Origin of the sequence: Ensifer sp. CCNWLY38, assembly GCF_037120565.1 — a bacterium.
GTDB lineage: Bacteria > Pseudomonadota > Alphaproteobacteria > Rhizobiales > Rhizobiaceae > Ensifer > Ensifer adhaerens_H.
The window spans coordinates 524,824-539,653 of sequence record NZ_JBBBBO010000002.1; the positions used below are offsets into that span (position 1 = coordinate 524,824).

At 61.4% G+C, this 14,830-nt stretch carries 13 protein-coding genes; 10 read left to right on the plus strand and 3 right to left on the minus strand.

What is annotated here, in order from left to right; all coding sequences use genetic code 11:
- Window positions 1–11: 11 nt before the first annotated feature.
- Window positions 12–1,265: a tyrosine--tRNA ligase gene (tyrS, locus tag V7S54_RS06750; protein ID WP_065373623.1), complete on the minus strand. Its 1,254-nt coding sequence runs from the start codon at window positions 1,263–1,265 to the stop codon at window positions 12–14.
- A 98-nt stretch (window positions 1,266–1,363) separates the two neighbouring features.
- On the opposite strand from tyrS, the gene V7S54_RS06755 reads away from it, so the two are divergent.
- Together V7S54_RS06755 and V7S54_RS06760 are read left to right on the plus strand one after the other, a co-directional pair.
- Entirely contained in the window at window positions 1,364–2,491 is a 1,128-nt protein-coding gene (locus V7S54_RS06755) for an anhydro-N-acetylmuramic acid kinase (protein ID WP_065373624.1), read from the plus strand.
- Window positions 2,492–2,626: 135 nt separating this feature from the next.
- Window positions 2,627–3,826 (plus strand): GGDEF domain-containing protein, encoded by a 1,200-nt coding sequence (locus V7S54_RS06760; protein WP_065373625.1) that lies wholly within the window; start codon window positions 2,627–2,629, stop codon window positions 3,824–3,826.
- A gap of 114 nt (window positions 3,827–3,940) precedes the next feature.
- On the opposite strand, the gene V7S54_RS06765 is transcribed toward V7S54_RS06760, so the two are convergent.
- Both V7S54_RS06765 and V7S54_RS06770 read right to left on the minus strand, forming a co-directional pair.
- Window positions 3,941–4,789, minus strand: coding sequence for an alpha/beta fold hydrolase (locus V7S54_RS06765; protein WP_065373626.1), 849 nt, complete (start codon window positions 4,787–4,789; stop codon window positions 3,941–3,943).
- Window positions 4,790–5,085: 296 nt separating this feature from the next.
- A complete protein-coding gene (locus tag V7S54_RS06770; RefSeq protein ID WP_057250211.1) occupies window positions 5,086–5,763 on the minus strand; it encodes an alpha/beta hydrolase in 678 nt (225 codons plus the stop codon).
- A gap of 224 nt (window positions 5,764–5,987) precedes the next feature.
- Here V7S54_RS06770 and V7S54_RS06775 point away from each other — a divergent pair, with 224 nt between their 5' ends.
- From V7S54_RS06775 to V7S54_RS06810, 8 genes are all read left to right on the plus strand, one after another.
- On the plus strand, window positions 5,988–7,154 hold the full coding sequence (locus V7S54_RS06775) for a cysteine desulfurase family protein (protein WP_065373627.1): 1,167 nt from the start codon (window positions 5,988–5,990) through the stop codon (window positions 7,152–7,154).
- Between the two features lie 151 nt (window positions 7,155–7,305).
- Window positions 7,306–8,775: a Fe-S cluster assembly protein SufB gene (gene sufB, locus V7S54_RS06780; RefSeq protein WP_058328235.1), complete on the plus strand. Its 1,470-nt coding sequence runs from the start codon at window positions 7,306–7,308 to the stop codon at window positions 8,773–8,775.
- 80 nt (window positions 8,776–8,855) lie between these two features.
- Window positions 8,856–9,611 (plus strand): Fe-S cluster assembly ATPase SufC, encoded by a 756-nt coding sequence (gene sufC, locus V7S54_RS06785; RefSeq protein ID WP_065373628.1) that lies wholly within the window; start codon window positions 8,856–8,858, stop codon window positions 9,609–9,611.
- A gap of 22 nt (window positions 9,612–9,633) precedes the next feature.
- Complete coding sequence (sufD, locus tag V7S54_RS06790) at window positions 9,634–10,914, plus strand: Fe-S cluster assembly protein SufD (protein ID WP_065373629.1); 1,281 nt, start codon at window positions 9,634–9,636, stop codon at window positions 10,912–10,914.
- Between the two features lie 130 nt (window positions 10,915–11,044).
- Complete coding sequence (locus tag V7S54_RS06795; RefSeq protein ID WP_065373630.1) at window positions 11,045–12,286, plus strand: cysteine desulfurase; 1,242 nt, start codon at window positions 11,045–11,047, stop codon at window positions 12,284–12,286.
- A gap of 69 nt (window positions 12,287–12,355) precedes the next feature.
- Window positions 12,356–12,736, plus strand: a complete 381-nt coding sequence (locus V7S54_RS06800; RefSeq protein ID WP_065373631.1) for an SUF system Fe-S cluster assembly protein — start codon at window positions 12,356–12,358, stop codon at window positions 12,734–12,736.
- 98 nt (window positions 12,737–12,834) lie between these two features.
- Window positions 12,835–13,227 carry a Fe-S cluster assembly scaffold SufA gene (sufA, locus tag V7S54_RS06805; RefSeq protein WP_057250226.1) on the plus strand — a complete coding sequence of 131 codons (393 nt, stop codon included), beginning with the start codon at window positions 12,835–12,837 and terminating at the stop codon, window positions 13,225–13,227.
- Window positions 13,228–13,320: 93 nt separating this feature from the next.
- Entirely contained in the window at window positions 13,321–14,826 is a 1,506-nt protein-coding gene (locus V7S54_RS06810; protein ID WP_065373632.1) for a sensor histidine kinase, read from the plus strand.
- Window positions 14,827–14,830 lie beyond the last annotated feature (4 nt).

Consider the following 14,830-nt stretch of genomic DNA (forward strand, 5'->3'; position numbering starts at 1 on the left):
TGTGGCTCGGCTTAGGCCGGGCGCACGAGGATGTGCTTCTTCTTGCCGAGCGAGAGCTTGACGACATTATCGGCGGTGACGTCACCGGTGCCGATCAGGCGGCGCTCATCGCTGACCACCTCGTCGTTGATCCTGACGGCACCGCCCTGGACATGGCGACGGGCTTCGCCGTTGGAGGCGGCGAGGCCGGCGCGCACGATCAGCGTCAAAAGCCCGAGGCCGGCTTCGAGCTCGGCGGTCGGGATTTCGACCGAAGGCAGGTTGTCGGCGAGCGCGCCTTCTTCGAACGTTTTCCGCGCGGTTTCCGCCGCTTGCTCCGCAGCCGGGCGGCCGTGCAGCATGGCGGTAATTTCCGTCGCCAGGATCTTCTTGACCTCGTTGATCTCCGAGCCGCCGAGCTTCGAGAGCCGCTCGATCTCCGCCATCGGCAGCGTCGTGTAGAGCTTCAGGAAGCGGGTGACGTCGGCGTCCTCGGTGTTACGCCAGTACTGCCAGAAGTCATAGGCCGACAGCATATCCGGGTTGAGCCAGATCGCGCCGTTGACCGACTTGCCCATCTTGGCGCCCGACGACGTCGTCAAGAGCGGCGAGGTCAGGGCGTAGAGCTGCGGCGTGCCCATGCGGTGGCCGAGGTCGATGCCGTTGATGATGTTGCCCCACTGGTCCGATCCGCCCATCTGCAGGCGGCAGCCGGTGCGCTTGTGCAGTTCCACGAAGTCGTAGGCCTGCAGGATCATGTAGTTGAACTCGAGGAACGACAGCGATTGCTCGCGATCGAGCCGCGTCTTGACGCTGTCGAAGGACAGCATGCGGTTGACCGAGAAGTGACGGCCGACGTCGCGCAGGAACTCGAGGTAGTTGATCCCGAGCAGCCAATCGGCGTTGTTGATCATCAACGCGTCCTTGGGGCCGTCGCCATAGGTGAGATAGTTGGAGAAGACCGTCTTGATGCTGGCGATGTTGGCTTCGATCGTCGCCGGCGTCATCAGCTGGCGCGCCTCATCCTTGAAGGACGGATCGCCCACCATGCCGGTGCCACCGCCCATCAGCGAGATCGGCTGATGGCCGGTCGCCTGCATCCAGTGCAGCATCATGATCTGGATGAGACCGCCGGCATGCAGGCTCGGTGCGGTCGGGTCGAAGCCGATATAGGCCGTCACGATTTCCTTCCGGAACAGTTCATCCAGGCCAGACTCGTCGGAGATCTGGTGGATGAAACCACGCTCGCTGAGGGTGTGAAGGAAATCGGACTTGAAACCGGACATGATCTGTCTCTCTTGCGGGGAAGTTTTTGAACGAACGGGCGTTTAGCACTGTTTCCGCGCATAATCACTTCAAAAGTGATTCTGGAAATGTTGAAGGCATGACACGGACAAGAACGGCAATCGGCCTGATGAGCGGCACGAGCATGGACGGCATCGACGTCGCCATGCTGAGGACCGACGGCGAAGACTTCGTCGAGCGCGGCCCCTCCGCCGGCTTTGCCTATGACGCCCGCTTTCGCGACCGGCTGAAGCAGGGACTGGTCGACGCAAAGACGATCACGCAACGGGATCAAAGGCCCGGCGCGCTGTCGCAGCTTGAGCGCGACCTGACGCTGCGGCATGCCGAAGCAATCAAAGCCTTCCTGCAGCAAAACGACCTGTCGCCGGCGGCTATCGACGTGATCGGCTTCCACGGGCAGACCGTGCTGCACCGTCCCGACGAGGCCTTGACGGTGCAGATCGGCGACGGCCCGCTGCTTGCCGGCGAAACGGGTATTGACGTCGTCTACGACATGCGCGCCAACGACATGGTGCATGGCGGGCAGGGCGCACCGCTGATCCCCGCCTATCACGCCGCTCTGGCGCGGGGCGCCGCCGGCCTTGCGGCACCGGTCGTCTTCGTCAATATCGGCGGCATCTCCAACCTGACCTTCATCGGCGCGGGCGAGACGCTCGTTGCCTATGACAGCGGCCCGGGCAACACGCTGATCGATCAATGGGTCGAGGCGCATGCCGGCATTCCCTTTGACCAGGGCGGCATGATCGCCAGCGAGGGGACCGTTCTTCCCGATCTTACAGAGCGCTACCTCGCCAATCCCTTTTTCACCGCGAAGCAGCGCCGGTCGCTCGACCGAAACGATTTCGCGCCGCCGGCGGGAAGCGACGCTGGCCTTGCCGATGGCGCCCGCACGCTTGCCCATGTGACCGCAGCGGCGATCCTCAAGTCGGCCGGGCATTTGCCGCAGCGGCCAACGACCTACATCATCTGCGGCGGGGGCCGCCTCAATCCGGTGATCATGCGCGACCTCGCTGCGCTCGCCAAGGAAGAGGGTGCAGCGGTGCTGCCGGCGGAGGACGCCGGCTTTAACGGTGATTCCATGGAGGCCGAGGCCTGGGCTTATCTCGCCGTACGATCGCTGCAGGGCCTGTCGCTGACCTATCCGGGAACGACCGGGGTCCGGCAGCCTGTCACGGGTGGAAAACATGCCGCCAGACCTGCTCGCTGAGAGGTCCGAAACGGCGTATGCTGTCCACCGAACGGATTAATCAATTCTTCGCATCGGCCAATTAGGATCGGCCTCCGCGACCGCCGGAGGTGGCGAAAGGCGGCTAGCCGCAGGACGAAGGTTTCGGGTTCTTCGATGGGTGGTGCGATTTCTCTGCTGGCTGTGAACTTTATCATTGCGCAGATTTTCACGGTCGCATTCCTCACCATTGCCGTAAAGAGCCGACAGCGCCGCGCGGCACTGTGGTGCGCGGCCGGTTTTACCGTCGCCTCGCTTGCTGCCGTTTGCGAAGCGATCGTTCCCTTCTCGTCCACACCGCGGCTCTTTGCCATCGGCGCCTTCGCCTGCGTGCTTGGCGGCTTCTGTCTTCTGCGGTTCGGCCTCGGCCTCTTCTATCAGGTTCCTGTGCGTTGGCCGGTGCTTGCCGCGTGTTTCGTCGTGGGCGTTGCGCTGGACATGGCGATCTTCGATCTGCCGCGCGGCACCTGGCAGCACGCCATCCCTTACCAGATGCCTTTCTTCCTGATCCAGGTGTGGACCGCGTCCGTGGTGCTGCGCTCGGGGCGACGCTCGTTCTTCGACTGGCTGCTTTTCGGTCTTCTGGCGCTCTGCTCGCTCTATTATCTCGTGAAAATCTATGCCGCCGTTGCGGCCGGCTCGGGCGTCACCGCCCAGGACTACGTCTCGAGCCCATTCGCGCTCATTTCCCAGGCACTCGGCGCAATGCTGATCGTCGGGGCAGGGCTTGCCATGCTCGGCGTGATGGTGAAGGACATCGTCGACGATGTTCAGGCCCGTTCGGAAATCGACCTGCTTTCGGGGCTCTACAATCGCCGTGGCTTCATGGATCGCGTCATGCCGCTCTTGCATGCGCGTGCGACCCAGACGCCGGGCACGCTTATCCTCGCCGACCTCGATCGCTTCAAGCTGGTCAATGACACCTATGGCCACCTCGCCGGCGACGAGGTGATCCGTCGTTTTGCGCGGGTGCTGATGGACGTCATGCCAAACCGTGCCGTGGCCGGTCGCCTTGGCGGTGAGGAATTCGCGGTGTTTCTGCCCTGCACGGACTTGTCAGAAGCGCGCGTCGTCGCGCACGGCATGCGCGCTGCCATCATGTCCCAGCAGATCGCCGGCCTGCCGGAAGCGGCACGCGTGACGGCGAGCTTCGGCGTCACCGTCGTCGGCAGCGGCGAGGCCTTGGATCCCGTCATGCAGCGCGCCGACATGGCGCTCTACTCGGCCAAGGCGAACGGGCGCAATCGGGTCGAATGCACGGAGACGCCGACCACGGTCGTCAATCCCACCGTGCCGCAGTGGGCCAGCCGCCCCTAGAGCATGCCGCTTTCAAGTGGAATCACTTGAAAGCGGAAAGATGCTCTAGAAACAAAGTGCTAGAGCGACCTTAGTGCGTTCTTCAAAACGCACGGCGCTCTAGAAGCAACGGGCTCAAGCGTAACTTGGACGGGCGTCCGCAAGGGCACCGGATATCTTGCCGATACCCTTCGCCTGCAGAAAGCGAAAAATGTCCTGAGTGAACTGGTCAGGATCCTGCAAGAGGGAGAAGTGACTGACTTCCGGTTGGATCAGCAAACCGGAGTTCGGAATATTGTCGGCGATGAACAATGTGTCCGTTCGTTTGATGACTTCCTCATGATCGCCATCCACGACCCAGACGGGAACCCGGATTCCCTGGAGATCGCGGTCCGCCATGTTTGGCTGTGAGGTCCACATCTTCAGCATCTGATCATAGAAGGCAGCGTATCCGCCGGGAGTGCGGGATAACCGCTCGTATTCGACGCGGGCCCGGGCCTCGTATGCGTTGAACATGGCGCTATTGGTTAGATCGAAGGTTCCGGACGGGTTGCTGTTTGCCCCGAAGGCGAATACGCCGCTGACCCGCTCGGGATGCAGCATCGCCAGCTTGAGGCCGGTAATGGCACCGTCGCTCCAGCCGACAATGGCACTTCTGGATATTTTCAGCTGTTCCATCAGCCCGACGACGTCGGAAACCATGAGGTCGTAACCGACAAGGTTGCCGCAGGTGCTGCGGCCGTGGCCGCGGCTGTCGAGAACGATGACTTGGTAGAACTTGGCGAGTTCAGGAACCTGGCGCCCCCAATATTCGGAATTGGCCAGGCCTCCATGCAACATGATAACGGGCTCGCCTGAGCCGTAGACCGAATACCAGATCTCCGCACCCGATACCGGTACCATCCCGTTCCGCGTGGCCGCTGGAAGCGCCGGAGTTTCCGGAAGGGTCTGCCATTTCGTCTCGCCAAGTGAAACGCCCAACATTCCCGTCATCGCTCTCCCCCCCAAAAAAAGCGCCTGGCGTGACTCGCACGCCAGCACGGACAAACGGATCAACTCAGAATAACACCACCATCCAGCAAACAGCTCAGGCTTGCACCATACGCCGTTTGCGCGGCTCTGAAATCACCCCACCGGGTGAAGGACGACCGGTCTTCGGAGTTAGTGAGGGTAGCGGCGACGCAGCACAGGCGCTCAAACGTCAGCAGGGCTCGCCCGCAAACGAAAAGAGCCGTGCGGTCCGAAGAACGCACGGCTCTACTGTTCAATCTACCAAACGGTCAGCGAATGCGCTTGGCGGCCGGCTCCGGCGTCAGTTCGCCGTTCAGGCGACGGTCGAGATAGTCCTCGCATTCGCCCATCAGTCCATCGACCTGACCATTGAAGAAGTGGTTGGCGCCGGGAACCGTGCGGTGGGTGATGAGAATGCCCTTCTGCGCCTTCAGCTTCTCGACGAGACCGTTTACGTCCTTCTCCGGCGCGACCTTGTCGGAATCGCCGTTGATGATCAGGCCGGAAGACGGGCAGGGCGCCAGGAACGAGAAGTCGTAGATGTTCGGCTGCGGTGCCACGGCCATGAAGCCTTCGATCTCCGGACGGCGCATCAGGAGCTGCATGCCGATCCAGGCGCCGAAGGAATAGCCGGCAACCCAGCAGCTCTTGGAATCCGGATGCAGGCTCTGCACCCAATCGAGCGCGGACGCCGCATCCGACAGTTCGCCGGCGCCGTGGTCGAACTCACCCTGGCTGCGACCGATGCCACGGAAATTGAAACGAAGCGTGGTGAAGCCGCGCTTCTGGAACATATAGAAGAGCTGGTAGACAATCTGGTTGTTCATCGTGCCGCCGAACTGCGGGTGCGGGTGCAGGATGATGGCGATCGGCGCGCTCTTCTGCTTCGAAGGCTGATAACGGCCTTCGAGGCGGCCGGCAGGTCCGTTGAAAATGATTTCGGGCATTGGCTCTCCGGGAGTGTTCCTGGTTCGAATCTTGGGTTCAGATCGCGATCAGTCTTGACGAAAGCAGTCAGCTTTTCTAAAACCTAGTTTAGAACCGTTCAAAACTTCTGTGCGGGCATTCCGCCTTGTGCTTCGTCTCTTAAGGCAAGCGACGCGGAAAATTCAAGGAAAATGCATCGCCAGAGGTTGCCGGCTTGCGGCCTGTTGTTCTAGCGAAGGAAATCATGTCGGGTTCGCGCATCTACATGGACTGGAACGCCACGGCGCCGCTTCTGAACGAAGCGCGCGAGGCCTGCCTGTTCGCGCTTGACCTCGTCGGCAACCCTTCTTCCGTCCATGGCGAGGGCCGCGCGCTGCGCACGCTCATCGAAAATGCCCGCCGTGATGTGGCCGCCCTTTGCGGTGCGAAAGCTGCCAGCGTCATCTTTACCAGCGGTGCGACGGAAGCGGCCAATCTGGTACTGACGCCCGATTTCCGCATGGGCCGCACACCGCTCAAGATCAGCCGGCTCTATGCGTCGGCCATCGAACACCCGGCAGTGCGCGAAGGCGGGCGCTTTCAGCGCGATGCCGTAAGCGAAATCCCCGTGACCTCTGCGGGAATCGTCGATCTTCAGGTGCTTCGCGAGCTGCTCGCCGCGCATGACCGTGAACTTGGCTTGCCGATGGTCGCCGTCATGCTGGTCAACAATGAGACCGGAATCATCCAGCCAATTGCCGAGATTGCCGAAATCGTTCGCGCCAAAGGTGGTATACTTGTCGTCGACGCGGTGCAGGCCGCGGGCCGGCTGCCGCTGGCGATCGAAGAGCTGAACGCCGATTTTCTCATTCTCTCTTCGCACAAGATCGGTGGCCCCAAGGGTGCCGGTGCACTCGTCGCGCGCGGCGAGATCATGATGCCGGTGCCGCTGATCCGCGGCGGAGGGCAGGAAAAGGGGCATCGTTCAGGGACTGAAAATCCTGCGGCGATTGCCGGCTTTGCCGCCGCCGCCAGAAAGGTCGGCGAAGGCGTCGGCCAGCGGATGAGCGCCGTTGGAGCGTTGCGCGACAAGCTCGAAGGCGAGATGCTGAAAGCGGCAACGGATGTGGTCATACACGGCCGCGACGTTTCGCGCGTTGGCAACACGACGTTCTTCACGCTTCCTGGCCTCAAAGCCGAGACGGGACAGATCGCCTTCGACCTCGAAGGCGTCGCGCTTTCGGCCGGATCGGCCTGTTCGTCCGGCAAGGTGGGACAGAGTCACGTGCTGATGGCGATGGGCTACGATCCGCGCCAGGGTGCGCTGCGAATTTCGATCGGCGAGGCGACGACGGCGGCTGAAATCGAACGTTGCGCCGCGGCCTTCGCAAAGGTAGCAGCACGACGCCGGGCACCGGGACAGGCGGCTTAAGGCGGGGCGATGGGACGAAATTGCGGAAAAGCAATTTTCCGCTTGGCAAACAGGGTGAAAAGCGCCTTTTAGCCATTACATAAGCGGTGCGCCACGTCGCATCGTGTTGACAAGCTACCGGACCTTGGATCCGGAAAGATTGGAGAACGACATGCCTGCCGTGCAGGAGACCATTGATCAGGTCCGTCAGATCGACGTCGACCAGTACAAATACGGCTTCGAAACGACCATCGAAGTCGAGAAGGCCCCGAAGGGCCTGTCGGAAGACATCATCCGCTTCATTTCGGCCAAGAAGAACGAGCCGGAATGGATGCTCGAGTGGCGCCTTGGCGCCTATCGCCGCTGGTTGACGCTCGAGGAGCCGACCTGGGCCCGCGTCAGCTATCCGAAGATCGACTTCAATGACATCTACTACTACGCAGCGCCGAAGGGCCTCACCGGTCCGACGTCGCTCGACGAGGTCGACCCCGAAATCCTCAAGGTCTACGAAAAGCTCGGCATTCCGCTGAAGGAACAGGAAATCCTCGCCGGCGTGCAGAAGTCGAGGATCGCCGTCGATGCCGTGTTCGACAGCGTCTCGGTCGTCACCACCTTCAAGGAAGAGCTGAAGAAGGCCGGCGTGATCTTCATGTCGATCTCCGAGGCGATCCGCGAACATCCCGAGCTGGTGCAGAAGTATCTCGGCTCCGTCGTTCCGACGACCGACAACTACTATGCGACGCTGAACTCCGCGGTCTTCACCGACGGTTCCTTCGTCTACGTGCCGAAGGGCGTTCGTTGCCCGATGGAGCTTTCCACCTATTTCCGCATCAACGAGAAGAACACCGGCCAGTTCGAGCGGACGCTGATTATCGCCGAGGAAGGCGCTTACGTGTCCTATCTCGAAGGCTGCACGGCGCCGCAGCGCGACGAGAACCAGCTTCACGCTGCCGTCGTCGAGCTCGTCGCCCTCGATGAGGCCGAGATCAAGTATTCGACGGTGCAGAACTGGTATCCCGGCGACAAGGAAGGCAAGGGCGGCATCTACAACTTCGTCACCAAGCGTGGCGATTGCCGTGGCAAGAACTCCAAGATCTCCTGGACGCAGGTCGAAACCGGCTCGGCGATCACCTGGAAGTATCCATCCTGCATCCTGCGCGGCGACGGTTCGCGCGGCGAGTTCTATTCGATCGCCGTCTCGAACGGCCACCAGCAGATCGACTCGGGCACCAAGATGATCCACCTCGGCAAGAACACGTCGAGCCGCATCGTCTCCAAGGGCATCGCTGCCGGCGTTTCGGAAAACACCTATCGCGGCCAGGTCTCGGCCCACCGCAAGGCCGAGAACGCCCGCAACTTCACCCAGTGCGATTCGCTTTTGATCGGCGACAAGTGCGGCGCGCACACCGTGCCCTATATCGAGGCGAAGAACTCGACGGCACAGTTCGAGCATGAAGCGACGACGTCCAAGATCTCCGAGGACCAGCTGTTCTACTGCCTGCAGCGCGGCATCCCGACTGAAGCGGCGATCGCACTGATCGTCAATGGCTTCGTCAAGGAAGTCATCCAGGAACTGCCGATGGAATTCGCCGTCGAAGCGCAGAAGCTGATCGGCATCTCGCTGGAAGGCTCCGTCGGCTAAGGCCCTGAACTGAATATTGAATGGCGCGCACGTCGTGTTTGCGCGCGAACAAACGTTCGTTTCCCAAGAGGACGATAGAAATGCTTGAAATCAAGAACCTGCACGCCCGCATCGCCGAAGATGGCACCGAAATCATCCGTGGCCTGAACCTCACGGTGAAGGCCGGCGAAGTTACTGCCATCATGGGCCCGAACGGCTCCGGCAAGTCGACGCTCTCCTACATCCTCTCGGGCCGTGAAGACTACGAAGTCACCGAAGGCGACATCCTCTATAACGGCGAAAGCATCCTGGAGCTCGACGCTTCCGAGCGTGCGGCCAAGGGCATCTTCCTTGCCTTCCAGTATCCGGTCGAAATCCCCGGCGTTGCCACCATGCAGTTCCTGAAGGTGGCAATGAACGAGCAGCGCAAGTATCGCGGCGAAGACGAACTGACGACGCCGGAATTCATGCGCCGCGTCAAGGAAGCTGCAGCCGAGCTGAAGATCGCTCCGGAAATGCTGCGCCGTCCGCTGAATGTCGGCTTCTCCGGCGGTGAGAAGAAGCGCGCCGAAATCCTGCAGATGTCGCTGCTCCAGCCGAAGCTGTGCGTGCTCGACGAGACAGACTCGGGCCTCGACATCGACGCGCTGAAGATCGTCGCCGACGGCGTCAACGCGCTGCGCTCGCCGGACCGCGCCGTCGTCGTCATCACCCACTACCAGCGCCTGCTCGATTATATCGTTCCGGACACGGTGCACGTCCTCTACAAGGGCCAAGTCATCAAGTCGGGCGACAAGATGTTGGCGCACGAACTCGAAGCCAACGGCTACGCCGACATCATCGATGCCGCGGCTTGACGCCTGTTGAAGGAGTGTTCGAATGAATATGCAACAGGCAATCAAGATGACGGCGGCCGAGACGGCGCTCGTCGATGCCTATACCGCGCAGATCGGCGATTTGCCGGGCGACGGATCGGTGCTTTCGGTTCGTGACACGCTGGTGCACGAACTGAAGACGGCAGGCCTGCCGACCCGTCGCGTCGAATCCTGGCACTACACCGACCTGCGCACCCTGCTGCGCGCGGTGCCGGCAGCCGACCCGACGGCCTTTGCCGATCGCGTCGATGCGCTGGTTCCGGGCTCGACCGTACTTTCCGTCCGCAACGGCCAGGCTGAGGTCAAGGGTAGCCTGCCTGATGGCGTGACCGTCCGTTCCTATGTCGACAGCCTGCTCGACGGTTCGGCGGCCGCCGGCCTCGCCGTGCTCGGTTTCGACGACGCGATCGGCCGCATCAATGGCGGTCTTGTTCGCGGCGGTCTCGAAATCGACGTGGCTGCTGAAACTGCTCTGGAAGATCCACTGGAAATCCAGCTGGTGCAGAGCCTCGGCCAGGCCCACACGCGCTTCCCGGTCGCTTTCGGCGCCAACACCAAGGCAACCGTGATCGAGCGGCATCTTTCGACCGATGCCGGCGAGAGCTTCGTCTCGTCTGTCAGCGACGTGACGCTTGCGGAAGGTTCCGAGATCATCTGGATCATCCTGCAGCAACAGGGCGCTGCCGATACCCATCTCGGCCAGATCCGCTTCGACCTCGGCAAGAACGCCAAGCTGCATCTCTTCCTGATCAATGCCGGCGGTAAGCTGGTGCGTCAGGAGATCCACGGCAAGACGAGCGGCGAGGGCGCAGATTTCAAGCTGCGCGGCATCAACCTGCTCGGCGGCGAAAGCCACACGGATGTCACCTTTACGCTCGGCCACGACGTGCCGCACACGACCTCGACGGAGATCATCCGCAGCGTCGTCTTCGATCGCGCCAAGGGTGTTTTCCAGGGCAAGATCCTAGTCGCCAAGGACGCGCAGAAGACCGATGCGAAGATGGCGTGCAACACGCTGCTTCTGTCCGATGACGCCGACTTCTCGGCGAAGCCGGAACTCGAAATCTTCGCCGACGACGTTCAGTGCGGCCACGGCGCGACGGTTGCCGATATCGACCATACGCAGCTCTTCTACATGCTGGCGCGCGGCATTCCGGAGAACATGGCACGAGCGATGCTCGTCAAGGCCTTCGTTGCCGAGATCGTCGAAGAACTGGAAGACGACGAGGCGCTGGTTGAGGCACTCGAAGATGTTATCTCGACCTGGCTCGACAAGCACGCCTAAGAGGCTACTGCATAATTCCTTAAATCGGAATCGATTTAAGGATAAAATTATGCAGCAGTTCAACATGTTACAGCGACCTTAGCGCGTCTTAAAAGACGCGCGGCGCTGTAGTGCAATTGGATTGAAAGACATGGAACACTCTGTACCGGTGCCCGCCTACGACGTCGAAGCGATCCGCAAGGATTTCCCGATCCTATCGCGAACCGTTTATGGCAAGCCGCTTGTCTACCTCGACAACGGCGCATCGGCGCAGAAACCACAGGTCGTGATCGACGCGGTGGCCCATGCCTATTCCAACGAATATGCCAACGTCCATCGCGGCCTGCATTTCCTGTCTAATGCCGCGACGGAAGCCTATGAGGCGGCGCGCGAAAAGGTGCGCCGCTTCCTGAACGCCCCGTCGCCCGACAACATCATCTTCACCAAATCCTCGACCGAGGCGATCAACACGGTCGCCTATGGCTACGGCATGCCGAAGCTCGGCGAGGGCGACGAGATCGTGCTGTCGATCATGGAGCACCACTCCAACATCGTTCCCTGGCACTTCATCCGTGAGCGCCAGGGCGCCAAGCTTGTCTGGGCACCGGTGGATGAGAACGGCGCCTTCCATGTCGAAGACTTCGTCAAATGCCTGACGGACCGCACCAAGCTCATCGCCATCACCCATATGTCGAACGCGCTGGGTACGGTGGTTCCGGTCAAGGAGATCTGCCGCATCGCTCGCGAACGCGGCATTCCTGTTCTGGTCGACGGCAGCCAGGGCGCCGTGCACATGCCGGTCGACGTCCAGGACATCGATTGCGACTGGTATGTGATGACCGGCCACAAGCTTTACGGCCCCTCCGGCGTCGGCGTGCTCTACGGCAAGATGGACCGACTGAAGGAAATGCGGCCGTTCCTCGGCGGCGGCGAGATGATCGAGGTGGTGACCGAAGATCACGTCACGTACAACGATCCGCCGCACCGCTTCGAGGCCGGCACGCCGCCGATCGTGCAGGCGATCGGGCTTGGCTATGCGCTCGACTATATGGAAAAGCTCGGCCGCGCAGCGATCCAGGCGCATGAGGCGGACCTGACAGCCTATGCGCGCGAGCGTCTTTCGGCGGTCAATTCGCTTCGGGTTTTCGGCGACGCGCCCGACAAGGGCAGCATCTTTGCCTTCGAGATCGCGGGCATCCATTCCCACGACGTCTCGATGGTCATCGATCGTGCCGGGGTCGCAGTTCGTGCCGGCACGCATTGCGCCCAGCCGCTCTTGAAACGCTTCGGTGTTACCTCCACATGCCGTGCATCTTTCGGCCTCTATAATACCAGGGCCGAGGTGGACGCACTGGCGGACGCGCTGGAGCATGCACGCAAGTTTTTCGCCTAAGAAGTTGGTAAAAGGTTCAAAGAGTTCTCGTAGTCTTTTGAACCAAAAGAGAAAGTCCAGGAGGCCGATATGAGCCTTGATGCAACGGAAGAAAAGGTCGATGTTCGCGAGGGCATCGTGCATTCGGCGATCCCGGCCGAGGAACTGGCGCGCCTCAGCGACGATATCATCGCCGCACTGAAGACCGTCTACGATCCGGAAATCCCGGCCGACATCTTTGAGCTTGGCCTCATCTACAAGATCGACATCGAAGACGACCGGATGGTCAAGATCGACATGACGCTGACCGCACCGGGCTGCCCGGTTGCCGGCGAGATGCCGGGCTGGGTCGAGAATGCCGTCGGCGCCGTCGAGGGCGTGTCGGGCGTCGAAGTCTCGATGACCTTCGATCCGCCGTGGACACCGGACCGCATGTCCGAGGAGGCGCAGGTCGCGGTCGGCTGGTACTGAGCCGAGACCTGCATATTGATCCGTTAAGGCACGGATACTACATTTGATTCTGTAAGGCGCCGGGCCTTTACCCCGGTGACGACAAGGAGAATGAGCCCATGGGCTTTGCCGTAATGAGCCTGACCGATTCGGCCGCCGACCGCGTCCGTTCGATCGTCGAAGGCGCCGGTGCCGATGCCAAGGGCATTCGCGTCGGCATCAAGAAGGGTGGCTGCGCCGGCATGGAGTATGCCGTCGACCTGGTGACCGAGCCCAACCCCAAGGACGACCTGATCGAACATCAGGGCGCCAGGGTCTGGGTCGCGCCAGAAGCCGTGCTCTACCTGCTTGGCACGCAGATGGATTTCGAAGTCACGACGCTACGCTCCGGATTCACCTTCAACAATCCGAACCAGACGTCCGCCTGCGGCTGCGGCGAATCGGTCGAACTGAAGCCCGCCGACCTCGCGGCTCTGGCCGCACAGGGCGATGCGGTGGTGCGCGCCAACTAAGTTTCCTCCATTCCTTCAAACAGATAGGTCGGCCCGGTTTTCGCCGGGCCATTTTTCTGCTGAGATGCTTGGACATGGAACAGGGGATTGGGCATGGCGGCGTTCAATGAGGATCTCGTCTTCAAGGCGCTCTACGAGACGTTTCCCGATCCGGTGATCATCATCGACGCCGAGCGCGTCATCCGCTCCGCAAACAATGCCGCCCTGCACCAGTTCGGCTATACCGCCGAAGAATTCATCGACCGCTCGGTGCGGCTGATCTACGCCAACGACGCGGAATACGAGAAGCGCCTGCGGAACCGCGCGGCACGCGTCGATGAAACGGCCGCCCGGACGTCGAACTATCTCTATGTCAGGCGCGACGGATCGACATTTTCCGGCCACCTTCGCACGACGCCGCTGCTCGACGATCAGGGCGCGGAACTGGCGCTCATCGGCATCATCCGCGACGTTTCGGATCTGACGGAGGCTGTGAGCGAGCGGCAGAAAGCTTCCGAGATGCTCAACGCAGCGCTGGAAGCGATGCCAGAGGGCTTTGCCATTTTCGACCGGCAAGAACGGCTGGTCGTCTATAACAGGGCGTATCAGGCCATCTGTGGGCCGGCCGGCGCGGCGCTGAAGCCCGGCATCACGGCCGAGGAGATCCTGCTTTTGGCGCGACAGGGCGGTCATTATCCGGATGCCTTGCCAGGCACCCGCGAGGGCGACGAGTGGATCGCTTCGCGCCTGCGCGATTTCCGTCACCCTGATGGTCGACCCAAGATATACCGCTATGCCGATGATCGTTGGCTGCGCGTGGAGAACATCAAGGCGAAGGATGGCAACACCGTCGTCGCACGCGTGGACGTCACCGATCTCAAGCGCGCCGAGCTCGTGCTCGAGCGCCAGAGGCAGGAACTCGAGCATAAGAACGAGGCGCTCGATCAATTCACCGCGACGGTCTCCCATGATCTCAAAGCGCCGCTCAGACACATCGCCATGTTCTCCGAAATGATCGAGGACGATCTGGCGGCAGGAGACCAGGCTGAACTCGCCGAGAATGCGCGTCATCTGCGCGACAGCGTGAAGCGGATGAACCGGGTGATCGACAGCCTGCTCGACTATGCGCAGATCGCGCACCGGATCACCCATTGGACGGAGGTGCGGCTCGCAGACATTGTTGCCGAGACACTGACCATACTTGCCAGTGACGTACAGGATGCGCAGGCAACCTTCGAGATTGGCGACCTGCCGAAAGTGGAAGGGGATCCTGAGCTTCTCCGGCGCCTGGTCCAGAACCTGATCGGCAATGCGATCAAGTATCGGCACGCCGACCGCCAACCGGTGATCCGCATTCACGGCGGTGTCGCCGATCAGATCTTCGAGCTGGTGGTTGAAGACAATGGCATCGGCATCGACCCGCGCTTTTCGACGCGTATCTTCGAAGTGTTCCAGCGGCTGCACAAGGACGAGACCGTCTATGGCGGCACGGGAATCGGTCTGGCACTTGCCAAGCGCATAGCCGAAAGCCACGACGGCTCGATCCGACTTGACACCACCTTCCGCGAAGGCGCACGTTTCATCGTGCTTCTTCCGAGGCGGCTACGGAAGGCAAACTAGGGCG